At 59.8% G+C, this 17503-nt stretch carries 15 protein-coding genes; 13 read left to right on the top strand and 2 right to left on the bottom strand.

The genetic code is table 11. From position 1 onward, the window contains the following. The 13 genes from VLY20_00660 to VLY20_00720 form a co-directional block, all read left to right on the top strand. Positions 1–1681: efflux RND transporter permease subunit (locus VLY20_00660; protein ID HUK55153.1), on the top strand; the 1681-nt coding region annotated here is incomplete at its 5' end. Then, positions 1675–2013: a hypothetical protein gene (locus VLY20_00665; GenBank protein HUK55154.1), complete on the top strand. Its 339-nt coding sequence runs from the start codon at positions 1675–1677 to the stop codon at positions 2011–2013. The genes VLY20_00660 and VLY20_00665, both read left to right, overlap by 7 nt. Before the next feature lie 137 nt (positions 2014–2150). After that, positions 2151–3680: an efflux transporter outer membrane subunit gene (locus VLY20_00670; protein HUK55155.1), complete on the top strand. Its 1530-nt coding sequence runs from the start codon at positions 2151–2153 to the stop codon at positions 3678–3680. 188 nt (positions 3681–3868) lie between these two features. Beyond that, the gene (locus tag VLY20_00675) at positions 3869–4441 is read left to right on the top strand and encodes a periplasmic heavy metal sensor (protein ID HUK55156.1); all 573 of its coding nucleotides are present in this window, start codon (positions 3869–3871) and stop codon (positions 4439–4441) included. A 228-nt stretch (positions 4442–4669) separates the two neighbouring features. Continuing rightward, entirely contained in the window at positions 4670–5089 is a 420-nt protein-coding gene (locus VLY20_00680; protein ID HUK55157.1) for a MarR family winged helix-turn-helix transcriptional regulator, read from the top strand. A 22-nt stretch (positions 5090–5111) separates the two neighbouring features. Continuing rightward, positions 5112–6329 carry an efflux RND transporter periplasmic adaptor subunit gene (locus tag VLY20_00685; GenBank protein HUK55158.1) on the top strand — a complete coding sequence of 406 codons (1218 nt, stop codon included), beginning with the start codon at positions 5112–5114 and terminating at the stop codon, positions 6327–6329. Beyond that, the gene (locus VLY20_00690; protein HUK55159.1) at positions 6326–9481 is read left to right on the top strand and encodes an efflux RND transporter permease subunit; all 3156 of its coding nucleotides are present in this window, start codon (positions 6326–6328) and stop codon (positions 9479–9481) included. The genes VLY20_00685 and VLY20_00690 overlap by 4 nt, the downstream gene beginning before the upstream one ends. A gap of 20 nt (positions 9482–9501) precedes the next feature. Then, positions 9502–10848: a TolC family protein gene (locus VLY20_00695; protein HUK55160.1), complete on the top strand. Its 1347-nt coding sequence runs from the start codon at positions 9502–9504 to the stop codon at positions 10846–10848. A gap of 33 nt (positions 10849–10881) precedes the next feature. Next, positions 10882–12069, top strand: a complete 1188-nt coding sequence (locus tag VLY20_00700; GenBank protein ID HUK55161.1) for an efflux RND transporter periplasmic adaptor subunit — start codon at positions 10882–10884, stop codon at positions 12067–12069. A 24-nt stretch (positions 12070–12093) separates the two neighbouring features. Further along, positions 12094–12855 (top strand): ABC transporter ATP-binding protein, encoded by a 762-nt coding sequence (locus tag VLY20_00705; protein ID HUK55162.1) that lies wholly within the window; start codon positions 12094–12096, stop codon positions 12853–12855. Positions 12856–12863: 8 nt separating this feature from the next. Continuing rightward, on the top strand, positions 12864–14069 hold the full coding sequence (locus tag VLY20_00710; GenBank protein HUK55163.1) for an ABC transporter permease: 1206 nt from the start codon (positions 12864–12866) through the stop codon (positions 14067–14069). A gap of 245 nt (positions 14070–14314) precedes the next feature. Then, positions 14315–14551 (top strand): DUF3553 domain-containing protein, encoded by a 237-nt coding sequence (locus VLY20_00715; protein ID HUK55164.1) that lies wholly within the window; start codon positions 14315–14317, stop codon positions 14549–14551. A gap of 77 nt (positions 14552–14628) precedes the next feature. Next, positions 14629–16104, top strand: coding sequence for an HD domain-containing phosphohydrolase (locus VLY20_00720; protein HUK55165.1), 1476 nt, complete (start codon positions 14629–14631; stop codon positions 16102–16104). Here VLY20_00720 and bioD read toward each other — a convergent pair. Both bioD and VLY20_00730 read right to left on the bottom strand, forming a co-directional pair. After that, the gene (gene bioD / locus VLY20_00725; protein ID HUK55166.1) at positions 16030–16770 is read right to left on the bottom strand and encodes a dethiobiotin synthase; all 741 of its coding nucleotides are present in this window, start codon (positions 16768–16770) and stop codon (positions 16030–16032) included. The genes VLY20_00720 and bioD overlap by 75 nt on opposite strands. After that, entirely contained in the window at positions 16770–17501 is a 732-nt protein-coding gene (locus tag VLY20_00730; GenBank protein ID HUK55167.1) for an SDR family NAD(P)-dependent oxidoreductase, read from the bottom strand. Before VLY20_00730 ends, bioD begins: the two co-directional genes overlap by 1 nt. Positions 17502–17503: the final 2 nt, after the last annotated feature.

A 17503-nucleotide genomic window follows, 5' to 3' on the forward strand; every position in this document is an offset into this window, starting at 1 on the left:
CACGACCACCCCGATGATGTGCGCGCGGCTGCTGAAGCCGGATGCGGCGCGCGCGCGCAGCCGCGTTTATCACGCCGGCGCGCGCGCGTTCGCCGCGGTCCTGGGCTGGTATGACACGTCACTCGCCTGGTCGCTCCGGCACGGGCGTTTCATGCTGTTGCTGCTTGCTGGCACCATCTGTCTGAACGTCTACCTTTACGTGATCGTACCCAAGGGTTTCTTTCCTCAACAGGACACCGGGCGGTTGATCGGCAATATCCAGGCGGATCAGAGCATCTCGTTTCAGGCGATGCGGCAGAAACTCACCGATTATACCGGAATCATCAGCCAGGACCCGGCCGTGGAGAGCGTGGTCGGGTTCACCGGCGGTTCACGGGTCAACTCGGGTTTCATGTTTATCTCGCTCAAGCCGCTCGCGCAACGCAAGCTTTCCGCTGACCTGGTGATCGAGCGGCTGCGCGGCAAGCTCGCGCGCGAGCCCGGCGCGAACCTGTTCCTGCAACCGGCGCAGGATATCCGCATGGGCGGACGGCAGAGCAACGCGCAATACCAGTACACGCTGCAGGCGGACGAGCTGGACGAGCTGCGCGCCTGGGGGCCCCGCATCCTGCGGGCCTTGAGCCAGCTGCCCCAACTGGCCGACGTGAACACGGATCAGCAGGACAAGGGCCTGCAGACCACGCTCGTCATCGACCGGGACACCGCCGCGCGCCTCGGCGTGACGCCGGAACTGATCGATGCGACGCTGAACGACGCCTTCGGCCAGCGCCAGGTCTCCACGATTTACAACCCTCTGAACCAGTACCGCGTGGTGATGGAAGCCGCGCCCCAGTACGGGCAAAGTCCGTCGGCGCTGAACAACGTCTACGTGAGCACGTCCACCGCGGCGCAAGTACCGCTGTCGGCCTTCGCGCATTACGAACCTACGAACACGCCGCTCAGCGTGAACCACCAGGGCCAGTTCGTGGCAACCACGATCTCGTTCAATCTGTCGCCCGGTGTTTCGCTGTCCGCCGCGGCGCGTGCGATCGAGCACGCGCTCGGCCGCATCGGCGTGCCCACGTCGATCCACGGCAGTTTCCAGGGCACGGCACGCGCGTTCCAGTCCTCGCTCGACAGCCAGCCGTGGCTGATTCTGGCGGCGCTTCTGACCGTTTATATCGTGCTGGGAATCTTGTATGAAAGCTATGTGCATCCGATCACGATCCTTTCCACCCTGCCGTCGGCGGGCGTCGGGGCGATCCTCGCGCTGCTGGCTTTTCACATCGAGTTCAGCGTCATCGCCTTGATCGGCGTCATCCTGCTGATCGGCATCGTCAAGAAGAACGCCATCATGATGATCGACTTTGCGCTCGACGCGGAACGCCGGCACGGGCTGGGCCCGGAACAGGCGATCTACCAGGCCTGTCTGCTGCGTTTCCGCCCCATCATGATGACAACCATGGCGGCGCTGCTGGGCGCGGTGCCGCTGGCCATCGGCTTCGGCGAGGGCGCAGAGATGCGCCGTCCGCTCGGCGTCGCCATCGTCGGTGGTCTGATCGTGAGCCAGTTACTGACGCTGTATACGACGCCGGTGGTCTACGTGTATCTCGACCGTTTTCGTCTCAGGTGTCTCCACGTATGGGCCAGACGCTCGGAGCGGTCCACCAGCGAGCGCGCACCGGAGACGCCCGGATGTTGAAGGTGCCGAATTCAAATATCCATCTCGAAGAAAATATTTGCATTCATATTTTCTCTGTGTCCGCAGCTATGGTGGGCGCGTGCATGACGGTGATTGGCTTAATACGCGTCGTGATTACCATTCAGAAAACCAATACGCTCGCTGATGATTTCCTCGCTGTGGATGCAGGCTTGTTCCTTGTCTCCTGCCTTATGTCGTATTGGGTGTTGCGCAGGCGCCATATTGGCAGAATGCATCGAGTGGAGCGTTTTGCCGATGCTATATTCATTTTCGCCTTGGTTATGATGGCAGCCATGTGCGGGTTCATTACATATGCAATCTCATTCATTTAAGAGCAGACCTGTGCCAACTCGGCCTGACCATGCTAGCAGACTCCATGCGGGCGAGGGCTGCTACCGGCCTGCAGACACGCCGGCCGCGAGAACGCCGCACTCCGCCTGTAGGATCTTGTTCTCGTCATGGTGACGCGATGAATCGAAAACATGTGAGAATTGTCGTGCTCGCAGCGACACTCGCGCTGCTCGGCGCGTGCGCAGTCGGACCCGATTACGTGCGTCCCACGATCAAGGTGCCGACCGATTTTAAGGAGATGAACGGCTGGAAGGTGGCGGAACCCAAGGACGATGGCGTCCGGGGGACGTGGTGGGAGCTTTTCAATGATCCGTTGCTGAACACGCTCGAAGAGCAGGTCAACATTTCCAATCAGAACGTGGTCGCGGCGGAAGCGCAGTTTCGCGCGGCTCGCGCGCTGGTTCAGGCGGCTCGGTCAAGCTACTTTCCAACAGTCACCGCGGGTGCCTCGTTCACTCGGTCCAATAAACCGTCCGGTCTTGCCGGCAACACCAAGGTCTATTCATTGCCCGTCGAGGCGTCCTGGGAGGCGGATGTCTGGGGCCGGATTCGCCGCACCGTCGAGGCCAACGAGGCGAGCGCCCAGGCGAGCGCGGCGGACCTTGAAGCAACCCGCCTGAGCGTCCGCGCCGAACTTGCGCAGGACTATTTTCAATTGCGTGCGCTCGATGCCCAGAAAGGGCTTCTGGACTCTGCGGTCGTTGACTATCAAAGATCCCTTGAACTTACAAAGAATAGGTACGCAAGCGGCGTCGCGGCCAAATCGGATATCCTCCAGGCCGAAACCCTACTCAAGACCACCGAGGCCCAGGCTCTGGACGTCGGCGTGCAGCGCGCGCAACTGGAGCATGCCATCGCGCTGCTCATCGGGACACCGGCTTCGCTCTTTTCCATTCCCGTCGTGCCTCTGACCGCGATCCCGCCGGTCATTCCCGTCGGCGTCCCATCGGAGCTGCTCGAACGTCGGCCCGATATCGCGGCGGCCGAGCGGCGCGTCGCGGCCGGAAACGCGGAGATCGGCGTCGCCAAGGCCGCGTTCTTTCCCGCCGTCACACTGGGCGCGTCGGGGGGCTTCCAAGCCTCGGATCTGGCCTCGTGGCTGATGTGGCCCAGTCGCTTCTGGGCGATCGGCCCCGCGATCCTGGAAACCGTGTTCGACGGGGGTCTTCGACGGGCGCAAACCGACCAAGTGCGGGCGGCTTATGACGCGGACGTGGCGTCCTATCGCCAGACGGTGCTGACGGGCTTCCAGGAGGTGGAGGATAATCTGGCCGCGCTCCGCATCCTGGATGAAGAGGCCCGGGTGCAGGATGAGGCGGTACAGGCCGCCCGGCAATCCGTAACGTTGACCACGAACCAGTACAAGGCCGGAATCGTCAACTACCTTGATGTGGTCACGGTTGAAGTCATTGCGCTGTCCAATGAGCGGACCGCGGCCAACATCCTCGGCAACCGGATGTCCGCCAGCGTGCTCTTGATCAAAGCGCTGGGCGGCGGCTGGAACGCGTCCGCCTTGCCCTCGGTCCATGACCTTGCCGGGATGAAGGACGGTCGGCCGGCATCTACAGGAAGCGAAAGCGTGTCGGTGAATTTTCCCGTTGCGGCGGCCGTTCCCGGTGAACGGCGGGCATTGCATACGGAAAGATGATCAGGTCGGCCGGCGGTCGTTGAAGCATCCGATGATTCAGACCGCCGGACTGCATGGGTCAAGGGAGGTGATGTGCGGAGGATCGGCGGCGAAGCGACAGACATGCCTTAGGCTTCGCCGGCATTTGACGGGTATGAAGGCCAATGAGAACAGCCTCTGATGTTCTCGATTCGTAAGAGGAGATCAAAATGTCGAATACAACAATGACAAAAAAATCCCGGTTATCGCTCGCGCTCGTCCTTGGAGCCCTGCTGGTCGGGGGCGCCGTTCTGGCGACCGGTGTTCTCGCCGATTCGGGCCCGAGGGCCATGATGGGCCGCCACTGTGATATGCATCGCGGAGACATGCGCGACAGGGTCGGTCACGCATTGCACGGGTTGATCCGGTCCCAGAAGGCGCTCGGTTTATCCGCGGACCAGGAAACCAAAATCAAGGCCATTGCGCTTGAACATGAAAAGAGCCGCATCCAAAGCGAAGCGGACATGAAACTGGCCAATCTGGATGTCCGGGCGGATATTTTCAACGAGAAGGTTGAACTGCCGACGATAGAGTCGGCGCTTCAAAAATCCGAAAGCGCCCGTACCGCCATGCGTCTGGAAGGGGTAAAGGCCCTGCGCGCCGCGGCGGCCGTTCTGACGCCGGAACAGCGCGAGAAATGGCATCAGAGGATGATGCCGGGACACGAAGCGGGAGCCGGAAGGAACGGGCACGGTCACGGACCTATGGCCCATCCCAACGATATGCCCGAAAAGCAGGGTTGAACATCGGGGCCCTCCCGGACGTGACAAGGGGCGGTATGAACCGCCCCTTGTGTTTTCGGCCGCCTCCTGTAAAATGAAGGCCGCCGTCTTGAAAGTATTTGACAAGAGGAGAACAATCCGATATATTTAGATAAGCTAATTATTAGTTCATCATACCGTACGACGGTCCGAGGAACAAAGACAGGCATGGCCGTTAGGTCGACAGACGAGCGTTGCGCTCGGGAAATCATGGAAACGGTTCCCATGGTCATGCGCTTCATCCGACGGGAAATGCGCGGCCATGGCGCGCCGTTTCTTTCGGTGGCTCAGTTGCGGACGCTGGTTTATGTGGACCGGTGTCCGGGCACCGATCTCTCCGGCGTGGCGGACCATCTTGGCGTCACCCCGGCCACCGCGTCCTCTGTCGTGAACCGCTTGGTGCGGCAAGGTCTGGTCAACCGCGCAGCGCATCCTCAGAAACGCCGGCATGTGGTGCTGACTCTCACCCGGAACGGCTCTCAGCGTCTCCGGCATGTTCGTGAAACGGTATGTTCGCTGGTGAGAAAAATGCTTGCGGACCGGTCCGCATCGGAATTGCAAAAGATCCTGGATGGAATCGCTTTGCTCGGAATGGTGTTCAAAGGGGTTGTCGGTCGCGAGGATCGTTAACGGGACACGGGTGCAGGAGAGGATGGGGCGTCCTTCGTCGGTCTTTCAAACAGTCGGGGTTTCATGCCGTATCGGGCCGCTCTTTCCGAGAACGGCAACGGCGTTCCTGGCGGTCGCGGTCTTCCTCTCGGCCTGCTCCGGCCAATCCTCGGGACAAACCCCGAAAAAGGATGCCAAAGGGGCGCCCGCCGTTCCGGTTCTCGTGAGCCCCGTCGTCCAAAAGCCCATGCCGGTCGAGTTGCGCGCCATCGGGAACGTGCAGTCGTATTCCACGGTCGTCGTCAAAAGCCTCGTTGAGGGAACCCTGACCCGGGCCTACTTCAATGAAGGCCAGGAGGTCAAGCAGGGGGCCCTTCTGTTTACCATCGATGCCCGCCCCTTCGAAGTGCAGCTCAAACAGGCCGAAGCCAATCTGGCCCGTGACCGCGCGCAGGCCGAAAACGCACGGCTGGAGGCCAACCGGTATGAACAACTGCTCCAAAAGCAGTACGTCAGCCAGGAACAGTATGAACAACTTCGCGCCAACTCCGGGGCCTATGAGGGCACCCTCCTTGCGGACCAAGCGGCTGTAGACCAGGCCAAGCTCCAACTCGATTACTGTTCGATCCGATCCCCCGTCGATGGCGTGGCCGGAACCCTTCTGGTCTACCCGGGCAATCTCGTCAAGGTGGACGACCCCGACCACCCGCTGGTGACGATCAACCAGGTCCGCCCGATCTATGTGGCCTTTTCCGTTCCGGAGAAGGATTTATCGGATATCCGGAGGCACCGGGCGCTCGGCCCGTTGGCCGTCGAGGCGATCGTTCCCAACGGCAAGTCGCCTGCGGCTCATGGACGACTGACCTTTGTGGACAATGCCGTGAATAACACAACGGGGACGATTCAGCTCAAAGCCCTCTTTCCAAACGAGGCGGAAACCCTCTGGCCGGGGCAATTCGTGAATGTGGTTTTAACATTAACCATGCAGCCGGACGCGGTGGTGGTGCCCTCGCAGGCGATCCAAACGGGACAGCAGGGCTCCTATGTTTTTGTGGTCAAATCCGACCAGACGGTGGAATCCCGCCCGGTCGTGGCGGCGCAGGAGGTGAACGGGGAAACGGTGATCAACCAGGGGCTTGCGCCCGGCGAGCGGGTCGTGACCGACGGCCAGCTCCGGCTCGTTTCCGGGGTGAAGGTTGAGATCAAAACGGCGCCTCCGGGCGAGATGGATCCGGAAAAAGCGCCGGGGAAAACCCCATGAGCATTCCGGAACTGTTCATCCGCCGGCCCATCATGACGACGCTCGTCATGTCGGCCATCCTGCTTTTCGGCATCGTGAGCTACAGTTTGTTGCCCGTGAGCCAGCTTCCCAACGTCGACTTTCCCACGATTCAGGTCTCGGCGAGCCTTCCGGGGGCCGGCGCCGAAACGATGGCCTCCTCCGTGGCCACCCCCTTGGAGCGTCAATTCTCGACCATCGCGGGCATCGATTCCATGACGTCCAACAGCGCGCTCGGGGTCACTCAGATTACGGTTCAATTCAGTCTGGACCGAAACATCGACGCCGCCGCGCAGGATATCCAATCGGCCATCGCGGCCGCGGCGAGAACTCTGCCGCCGGACATGCCGACGCCTCCGACCTATCAGAAAGTCAACCCGGCCGAGCAGCCCATTCTCTTCCTGGCGCTGAGCTCCCCGAGCCTGCCCCTCTCGGCCGTGGACGAATACGCCGAGACCCTGATGGCGCAGCGCATCTCGATGATCAACGGCGTGGCTCAGGTCCAGGTCTTCGGCTCACAGAAGTATGCCGTCCGGGTTCAGCTCGATCCCGACGCCCTGGCCTCGCGTGGAATCGGCATCGACGATGTCGAGAAAGCCGTGGAAGCCGGAAATGTGAACGTGCCGACCGGGACGCTCTACGGAACGCATCAGGCCTTCACCGTCCAGGCCAACGGCCAGCTCACCGACGCTTCCGCCTATCGGCGTCTCATAGTGGCCTACCGCGACGGATCCCCCGTCCGTTTGGAGGAACTGGGTCGCGTCATCGACAGCGTCCAGACCGACAAGGTAGCCAGCTGGTACAACGGTACCCGGGCCGTCATTCTGGCCATCCAGCGTCAACCGGGAACCAACACGATCGAGGTGGTCGACGCCATCAAGAAACTGCTCCCCGCGTTTCGAATCCAGATGCCGGCGGCCGTAAACCTGGAGACGCTCTATGACCGTTCGGAATCGATCCGCGAATCGGTCCACGACGTGCAATCCACGCTGCTTCTGGCCGTCGGGCTGGTGGTCCTGGTGATCTTCCTGTTTCTGCGAAATGTGTCGGCCACGGTGATTCCCAGCCTGGCGCTTCCGATGGCGCTCATCGGCACGTTCACGGTGATGTATCTGTTGGGCTACAGCGTCGATAACCTTTCCCTGCTGGCCATGATCCTGTCCGTGGGGTTCGTGGTGGACGACGCGATCGTCGTCCTGGAGAATATCGTGCGGCACATGGAAAAGGGGAAAGGCGTGCTTACGGCGGCGCTGGACGGCTCGGCCGAAATCGGGTTCACCATTCTGTCGATGACCCTCTCGCTGGCCGCGGTGTTCCTTCCGGTGCTTTTGATGGGGGGGGTGCTGGGGCGGCTGCTTCATGAATTTGCGGTGACGATCGTGTCGGCGGTTCTTGTTTCCGGTTTCACCTCGCTGACCCTGACGCCCATGCTCTGCAGTCGTTTTCTACGCCCGCCAGGCCACCGGAAGCACGGGCGCTTGTTTGAGGCGTCGGAGCGGTTCTTCCAGGCGATGTTTCACGCCTACGAAAGCAGCCTGAAGCGTTTATTGGCTTATCGCCGGACCCTCATGGCGTTCTTCGTTCTTCTCCTTCTGGCCACGGCCTATCTCTTTGTCGAAATGCCGAAGGGGTTCATCCCGACGGAGGATGTCGGCCTCCTTTTCGGCTTCACCCAGGCGTCGGACGACATCTCCTTCGACGCCATGATGGAACATCAAAAAGCCGTGGCCGAGATCGTCCGGCAGGACCCCGCGGTGGAATCGTTTATGTCCTCCATCGGCGCGGGAGGTCCCAACGCGACGTTGAACACCGGCAGAGTCTTCATCCGCCTCAAGCCGGCCTCGCAGCGTCCGACGGCGGACGAGGTGATTCAGCGGTTGCGCCCCAAGCTGATGACGGTTCCGGGGGTGTCCGTTTTTTTGCAGAACCTGCCGATCATCCGGATCGGAGGACAGTTGACCAAGAGCCAGTACCAGTACACGCTGCAGGACACGGATCCCCAGGAGCTTTATCACTGGACCGGCGTGCTCGAGGAGAAAATGAGCGCGCTGCCGGGATTCCAGGACGTAACGACCGATCTTCTGATCCACAGCCCCCAAGTCGTCGTTGATATCGACCGGGACCGGGCCTCCGCGCTCGGCGTCACGGCCGATCAGATCGAAAATGCCTTGTACGACGCCTACGGGGAAAGGCAGGTTTCCACGATCTACACGCCCACCAACCAGTACTGGGTGATCATGGAACTGGAGCCGCAGTACCAACGGGATCCCGCGGCCATCTCGAAGCTCTACATCCGCTCGGCTTCCGGACCGCTGGTTCCTTTGAACGCCGTGGCCAAGCTGACCCAGAGCGTCGGACCGCTCACCGTCTCCCATCTCGGCCAGCTTCCCTCCGCCACGATCTCGTTCAACCTTCGACCCGGAGTCTCGCTCAGCGACGCCGTGCGGCAGGTTGAAAAACTCGCGCGTGAGCTGCGCACCCCCGCAACGCTCAACGCCAGTTTTCAAGGAACGGCCCAGGCATTCCAGTCTTCGCTTCAGGGCCTTTGGGTTCTGCTGCTTCTGGCCGTTCTGGTTATTTACATCGTGCTGGGGATTCTCTATGAAAGCTTTACTCATCCGTTGACGATTTTATCGGGTCTTCCCTCCGCCGCGTTCGGGGCGTTGTTGACCCTGCTGATCTTCCATATGGAGCTTAACGTCTACGGCTTCGTCGGACTCCTGATGCTGCTCGGCATCGTGAAGAAAAATGCCATCATGATGATCGATTTTGCGCTCGAGGCGCAGCGCAAAGAGGGGAAGAGCCCCCTGGACGCGATCGTCGAGGGTTGTCTGATCCGGTTCCGGCCGATTATGATGACGACGATGGCGGCCTTCATGGGCACCCTTCCGATCGCGCTGGGCATAGGAGCGGGAGCCGGGGCCCGGCGCCCCCTGGGTCTGACGGTCGTGGGCGGCCTGATCGTTTCTCAGCTGGTGACCCTGTACATCACCCCGGTGATCTACCTTTATCTGGAATCGCTCCAGGAGCGGCTCACCGGCAGACGGAAGCGTCGTCCGCCCGCGGTGCAGGAGCATATCGCTTCGAGGGAATCCGTGGAGGAGAGAACGTCGGAACCCACAATGGTCAAGTAAGACCTTTTCGAGGTATGGGCATGGATCGGATTCGTTGTCGCGTCTATAGTTTGGGACTGTGGATGTCCCTGCTGATCGTTTCAGCCCCGGTTTCCGCCGGAGAGCCCTCGGCGGCCGCCGGTCGTCTGGCCCTGCACGAAGCCGTCGAGATCGCGCTCAGTCATCACCCCAGTCTCCTGGCCGCGAGGGGGGCCTTGCAGGCTCAGCAGGCGCTCGTGGATGTGGCCCGGTCGAATTTCTTCCCCCAGCTCAGCCTCGGGTCGAGTTATCAGCGCGCGACCGCCAATGTCAACAGCTCCGGCAATTCGGCCGCTCTGGGGAATACCTCTTTGAGAGGTTCCTCCTCCGGGAGCCTCAACGAGTCGTTTAACAACTACTCGGCGACCCTCACGCTGCAACAACGCATCTTCGATTTTGGGAAGGTCGGCGCGGACGTCGAGGCCGCGCGCGAAAATATGCAGGGGAGCAGCTGGAGTGAAGAGGCTTCCCGGCAAACGGTTACGGTCAACGTCAAGGTGGCCTACTTCGGCCTTTTGCAGGCCCGGCGCCTGGTTCAGGTCCAGGATGAGACGGTCCAACAGTTCGAACAGCATCTTAAACAGGCGGAAGGATTTTTCCAGGCGGGCACGCGCACGCGATACGACGTCACAACGGCGGAAGTGAATCTTACCAACGCGCAACTTAATCTCATCAACGCCCAGAATGCTGAAACGGTGGCCCGAGTGACGTTGGCGAACACCATGGGCGTGCCGGAACGGCCCATTGGGGAGTTGGAAGACCTGCTGAGTTTTCAAAAGTTCGAGATCTCCGAGGATCAGGCCATCCAGGAGGCCCTTGCGAACCGGCCGGAATTACTCTCGCTTTCGGCGCAGCGTCAGGCCGCGGAGGCGTCGGTTCGCTCGGCTCAACGTAATTATTTCCCCGTGCTTTCCGGCGTGGCCGACTACTCCTATGGCGGGGAGGATTTCCCGTTGGTCCGGAATTGGGATGCGGGGGTGAGCCTGACCTTTTCGATTTTTTCCGGTTACTTGATGCAATCCCAAATCGCGCAGGCCCGGGCCAATCAGGTCGTGATCGGGGCGAACGAAGAGGCGTTTCGGCAGAATATAATTCTCGAAGTCCACCAGGCTTTTTCAAATCTCACGGAGGCTGAAAAGAGGGTTCAGACCTCGGAGATCGTGGTTCGCCAAGCCGAAGAAAACCTGGATCTGGCGAACGGCCGGTTTCAGGCCGGTGTGGGGACAACGGTGGAGCAAACCGACGCCCAAGTGCTCCTGACAAATGCCAAGACCTCCCAGGTTCAGGCCCTCTACGACTACCGGGTGGCCGAGGCCCAGTTGCAAAAGGCGATGGGGCGAAAGGAATAGTCCGGAATCCGTGATCTATGTTAATGAGGTGACATGACCTTTTTAAGAAAAAAGTGGTACCTGATCGTCGGTCTTCTGATCGTCGCCATCCTGGGGTTCTTTTTCTTCCGGGACGGTAAATCGGCCGTGCAATATAAGACCAAGAAAGTGGAACAGGGCGAGATCACGGCCACCGTTTCAGCGACCGGGAAGGTCAACGCCGTCGTCACCGTTCAGGTGGGAAGCCAGGTTTCCGGAACGATCCAGCGGCTCTTCGCCGATTTCAACTCCGAGGTGAAAAAGGGACAGATCGTGGCCCAGATCGACCCGGCGCTATTTGAAGCCCAGGTGGAGCAGGCCCGGGCGAAGCTGGCCAACGACGAGGCCAATCAGGAAAAAGCGCGGGTGGTCGTCGTGGACGCCAAGCGCAACCTCGGCCGAATGGAGGAACTTCTCTCGAAGAACTTAGTCGCCCAAAGCGACAAGGATACCACGCAGACCGCGTACGACTCCGCCTTGGCCGAACAGAAGGCCGCCGAGGCGCAAGTCTTGGAGGACCGGGCCTCTCTCAAACTGACCGAGACGAACCTTCGCTACACCACCATCCGGTCTCCCGTTGACGGGATCGTGATCTCACGGACCGTGGACGTGGGCCAGACCGTGGCCGCTTCGCTTCAGGCCCCCACGCTTTTCACCATTGCGCAAGACCTGACCGAGATGCAGGTCGACACCAGCGTCGATGAAGCCGACATCGGGAAGGTGCGGCTCGGTCAGGAGTCGGAGTTCACCGTCGACGCGTATCCCACGACTCCGTTTCATGGGACGGTCCACGACATCTACAACGAGCCGCTGGTGGTTCAGAACGTCGTTACCTATGATGCGATTATCCGGGTCAAGAACCCCGATCTGAAGCTCAAGCCGGGAATGACGGCCAATATCACGATCAAAGTCGGCCATCGGGACAACGCCGTTAAACTTCCCAACGCGGCGCTCCGTTATAGTCCCGAAAGAGCCCCGGGCGCGGAAAGTTCGCCCAAGGCGGGCAAAGCCGATGCCGCCAAGATCTGGATCTTACAGAACGGCGCTCCGGTTCCGGTGTCGGTCGCTTTGGGATTGAACGACGGGAACTTTACCGAAGTGGTCTCGGGACCGTTGAAGCCGGGCGATGAAGCGATCGTCGAAAAGATCCAAAAGAACGGTTCGTCGCAAGGCGGGGGAAGACCGCCGTTTATGCGGTTCTAACGGGGGGATCGCGGGATTTAAAAGATGACGCTGCCGTTGATCCAGATCGAGGACCTCTGGAAAATTTATCAAACCGGCGAGATCGAGTTGGCCGCTTTGAAAGGGGTGTCTCTTTCCATTCCTCATGGAGAGTTTGTCGCGATTATGGGGCCGTCGGGATCGGGGAAATCCACCATGATGCACATCCTGGGATGTTTGGACCGGCCGACCCGCGGTCGGTATCTTTTAGACGGTGTGGATGTCGGGGGACTCGGACCGAATGATCGGGCCCGGATCCGGAATCACAAGGTCGGCTTCGTCTTTCAGGGGTTTAACCTCCTCCACCGGACGACCGCGATCGAGAATGTGGAGCTTCCGATCCTTTACGACGGCCTCTCGGGTCGCGAGCGGGCCGCGAAAGCCGGCGAGGCGTTGGAGCGGGTCGGCTTGGGAGACCGACGGTACCATTACCCGAACCAGCTTTCGGGAGGCCAACAGCAGCGGGTCGCGATCGCGCGGGCGCTGGTGATGCGGCCGCCCTTGATCCTGGCGGATGAGCCGACCGGCAACCTGGACACGCGGACCTCGGTCGAGATCATGGCCCTTTTTCAGGAGCTGAATCGCGATGGCATCACGATTATGGTGGTGACTCATGAGCCGGACATCGCCACCTATGCCGCGCGGGTTATCACATTTCGGGATGGAACCATTCGCTCCGATCGGTCCGTCTCTCATCATGCCGATGCGAAGGAGGTCTTGTCCAAAGGGCTTTTGGATGTTTCAAAGGAAGCGGAGGAGTCCCCGTGAATTTTCTGATGATTTTCAAGATTGCGGGCAGGGCCCTGGCCCGCAATACCATGAGATCCGTCCTGACCATGCTGGGAATCATCATCGGGGTGGCGGCCGTGATCGCCATGGTGGCGGTCGGGCAGGGCGCCAAAGCGCAAATCGAGAGCCAGATCGCCAGCATCGGCTCCAACCTGCTGATGGTTTTCCCGGGCAGCACGACCCAGGGAGGGGTTCACGCCGGTTCCGGATCGGTGACCACCCTGACGGAGGACGACGCGCTTGCAATCCAGAAGGAATTGTCCTCGGTCCGTCTCGCGGCTCCGTCGCTTCGAACGGTGGCCCAGGTGGTGAGCGCGAACCAGAACTGGTCCACGGGTGTTACGGGAAGCACGCCGGACTATTTTGCGGTGCGGGATTGGTCCTTCGATTCGGGAGGCTCCTTTACCCAATCGGATTACGACGGCGCGACGAAGGCGGCGGTGATCGGCAAGACGGTGGCGACCAACCTGTTCGGTTCGCAGGATCCGATCGGCCAGATCATCCGAATCCAAAACGTCCCGTTCAGGGTCGTCGGGCTTCTTTCACCCAAAGGCCAGTCCGCGATGGGACAGGACCAGGACGATACCGTGATCATCCCTCTTTCGACTCTCCAAAAACGCATCATGGGTGTGACCTACGTGCAGGCCATTATGATTTCGGCCAATTCTCCGGAGGAAACCGTTGCGGCGGAGGAGGAAATTCAACGGCTTCTCCATCAACGGCACCATATCCCGCCCAAACAGGATGACGACTTCACCGTCCGGAATATGACCGATATCGCGGCGGCCGCCGAGGCCTCTTCTCAAATTATGACGCTGCTTCTGGGAAGCATCGCATCGGTCTCCCTGATTGTCGGAGGGATCGGGATCATGAACATCATGCTGGTTTCGGTCACCGAGCGGACGCGGGAGATCGGCATCCGGATGGCGGTCGGGGCGAGAAGCCGGGATATCCTTCTGCAGTTCCTCGTCGAGGCGGTGGTTCTGTCGCTGGCCGGCGGGATCCTCGGCGTGATTCTGGGTGTGGCCAGTTCCCGGATCATCTCGACATTCGTTCACTGGCCGACCATCATTTCGCTGAGATCCATCATGCTGGCCTCTGTCTTCTCGATCGCGATCGGTGTATTTTTCGGCCTGTATCCCGCCCGCCGAGCCGCCTCGCTGGACCCCATCGAGGCGCTTCGGTACGAATAAAAGATCTTGCCGCCTTCCGAATTTTCCAGATCGTGCATATCTGTGAGAAAACATTCATTATTGCGGGAGCGGTTTGTTTGCCGAAGCTTCGTTCATGCTGGCGTCGAAAAATCTCAAGTTCAGGACCCGGCCTTGAGGTCTCCTTGACAAAGAATAACCTGTTCTCTATACTTTCATCGACTTTCGCCCGGCGGCTTCGGTCCGACAAAGCCATGCGCGCACGGGCGTCAAGAAGGACGGCTTGAATGCGGAGGCTCTTCCTGAAATTAGGCGACCAGGTCATTCATCTCAGGTATCCCCAGTGGGGGATCGGCGTGGTGACCGAACAGCGCTCGTCCACCATGGCGGGTGGATTTTGTTTTGTCCGGATTACTTTTCGGGACGGCGTGGAGCGGTCCTTTATCAACGATCTGGACGATTTTAATTGCTGTTATTATGCCGGAGTCCGCCTTCAGGAAGATTCCCGGCCCATCCATCGGTAATCATGGGTTGCTCCCAGTTTTGAAGGTTCACCCGCAGTTCATTTTGGAAGCTTCAGCCGGGAAAGGATGATCAAGGCATGAGCCAATGCATTCTGATCGTCGATGACGAGGAACACATCCGCCGCTTGTGTTCTGAAATCCTCAAGCACGAGTCCTATCAGACCTTTACCGCGGCCAGCGCCAAAGCGGCCGTTGAGCTGGCCCGACTGCAGCCCTTTGACCTGCTGCTGACCGACATTAGTATGCCGGGGATGGATGGACTCAAGCTCCTCCGGACCATTAAGGAGATTCAAAAAGAGATTGTTTCGGTGGTCATGACGGGCTACGGCACGATCGACAACGCCGTTGAAGCGATGAAGCTCGGTGCCCAGGGGTTTGTGATCAAACCCTTTTCCGAGGAGGAATTGGTCCAGTCGGTGCGGGACGCCCTTGAAAAGTACCGGCTCCTTCGTGAGAACATGCGTCTGAAATTACTGGTCCCGCTCTTTGAGGTGGGCAAAACGCTGCTCTCCGATCTGCATTTGAAGTCGCTGTTGGAAACGTTCGTCCGCGTTGTCTCGAAAGAAACCCGGTCCGACGCCGCGGCCGTGATGTTGGTGGATGATCGGACCTATGCCGTCAAACCGGAATCCTGTTTTATTCTGCCGGACGGAATTTCGAATGAAACCTTTCAACGAATCCGGGAAACATTCGGCCCGTGGGCGATGGAAAAGAAGATTCCCCTGCTTCTGGAGGACGGGACTTCCCTGACGGACGACATGAAAAGTCTTCTCCACCGGTCCGGGCTGGCGGCGGTCGTGATCGTGCCCTTTGTTTCGAAGGACCGGCTCACCGGCATCCTGATCCTTTGCAAGAGACCCGGCAATGCTTCGTACAACCCAAGCGACCTGGAGCTGGCGTCCATCTTGTGCGGTCAAGCCGCCATCGCCATTGAGAATGCCAAGCTGTTCGAGGTGATCGAGGCGAAGAACCGTGAATTGGAGGACTTTTATTTCGAGACGGTCAACGCGCTAGCCCAGGCGATCGAGGTGAAAGATGTCTATACCGGCGGCCATGGGGATCGATTGGTCGATCTGGCGATCTCCATCGCGGAACGCCTGAACGTCTCGTCCGAGGAGCGGATCTGGCTGAAGTACGCGGCCGCGTTGCATGACATCGGGAAAATCGGGGTGAAGGAAACAATCCTGACCAAGCCCGGCAAGCTTACTCCGGAAGAGTATGAGGAGATGAAAACGCATCCCGCCAAAGGGGCGGAGATCCTCCGCGAGGTGAAGTTTCTGGCGCCGGTGGTTCCGATCGTCTATCATCATCAGGAGCGATATGATGGAAAAGGATATCCGACGGGGTTGTCGGGCCATCAGATTCCGATCGGGTCGAGAATCGTGGCCGTTCTGGACGCCTTTGATGCCATGACGACCAACCGCCCCTACCGCAAGGGTCTCCCGACCGAGGTGGCGATCAATGAACTGCGTCGTCATTCAGGGGTTCAGTTTGATCCCCAGGTGGTGGAGGCCTTTATTCAGGTGGTCACCGAGAGCCCTCACACGGCCTAAACGTCCCTTCTCCACGCTCACTCCGGCCATGAATGGAAGCGTTCCCAGAACCGGAACGGCACACAGCCTGGCAATGACCTGCGGGTTCGTTTTTTCGGCGATGCTTCGAGCCGACGCTTGGGGTTGGTTGAAGATTATACCCAGGACCGTGGCCCCGGCCTGCTGAGCCCACCGAACGGTCAGCAAGGTATGATTCAGGGTTCCAATCCGGGTTGATGCGACCACGATCAGCGGCAACTTTAAAAGAAGCGCCAGATCGAGGGCCGAGACCGTCGGCGTGATGGGCGTAAGCAAGCCGCCGATTCCTTCGACCACGACGATCCGGTGCCGGGATATAAGATGGGCATACGCTTCCGCGATTTGGTCCAATTCGATCGTTCTTCTTTCACGGTCGGCCGCCACCAACGGCGCCGCCGGAGTCTTAAATCGATAAGGACAAACCCAATCCATCGGGTCATCGACGCCGGCCGCTTGCAATAAAAAGAGGGCGTCGGGAGCGATCCGTTCTCCCCGTCGAGACAGGCAACCCGTCTGAACGGGTTTCATCACTCCCACATTGAATCCGCTTTTTTTGAAGCGCGCGGCCAAGACGGCCGCCACGATCGTCTTGCCGACGCCGGTGTCCGTTCCGGTTATAAATATTCCCTGTGGGGTCCCATAGGGCATTAGAAGATGCGGCTGTCGAGATTAAAGACTTGCCCGGATACGCCGGTCATCCTGGATAAACAATAAACGAACTCGGCGACGTCGGTGATCGGCGGGGAATGACCCAACAGATTCTGTCCGGCCAGCTCTTCGCGCTGTTGCTTCGATAGATCCGTTGTCATGGCTGTGGATTGGACACCCGGAAGAACGACGTTCAAGCGGATATTGTAGGGTCCCCATTCGGCGGCGGCGGACCGGATGAGTCCGATCAATCCAGCTTTTGCCGAGGCATAATTGGCCTGTCCCGCTCTTCCGTGGATGCCGGCGATCGAGCCGATCGCAATGACGTGCCCGTTTTGTTGTCGAATGAACAGCGCACCGGCCGCTTTTAAGCTGTTCCAGATGCCGGTCAGATTGGTTGTTAGGACGGAGTCCCACGCTTCTTCGTCGGTTCGAAGGAGCAGGCCGTCTCTTCGGACGGCCGCATTGGCCACCAGCAGGTCCAAGCCTCCCCATCGGGTCCGTGCCGTTTCGATCAACGATTCCATCTCGGCCAGGGATCGAACGTCGGCCTGATGCACAATCGATTCCGAGCCGAGCCGTTCCAGATCGCCGGCCAGCTTTGTCGCAGCCTCCTTGTTTTGATGAAAGTGGATGACGATTCGACATCCGGAAATTCCAAACCTCAGCGCCATCGCTCGCCCCAAACCTCCGCTCGCGCCGGTGATCAAAATCACACGTCGGTCCCGCATGG

The sequence above is a fragment of the Nitrospiria bacterium genome (assembly GCA_035517655.1).
In the GTDB taxonomy this organism is placed as follows: domain Bacteria; phylum Nitrospirota; class Nitrospiria; order JACQBZ01; family JACQBZ01; genus JACQBZ01.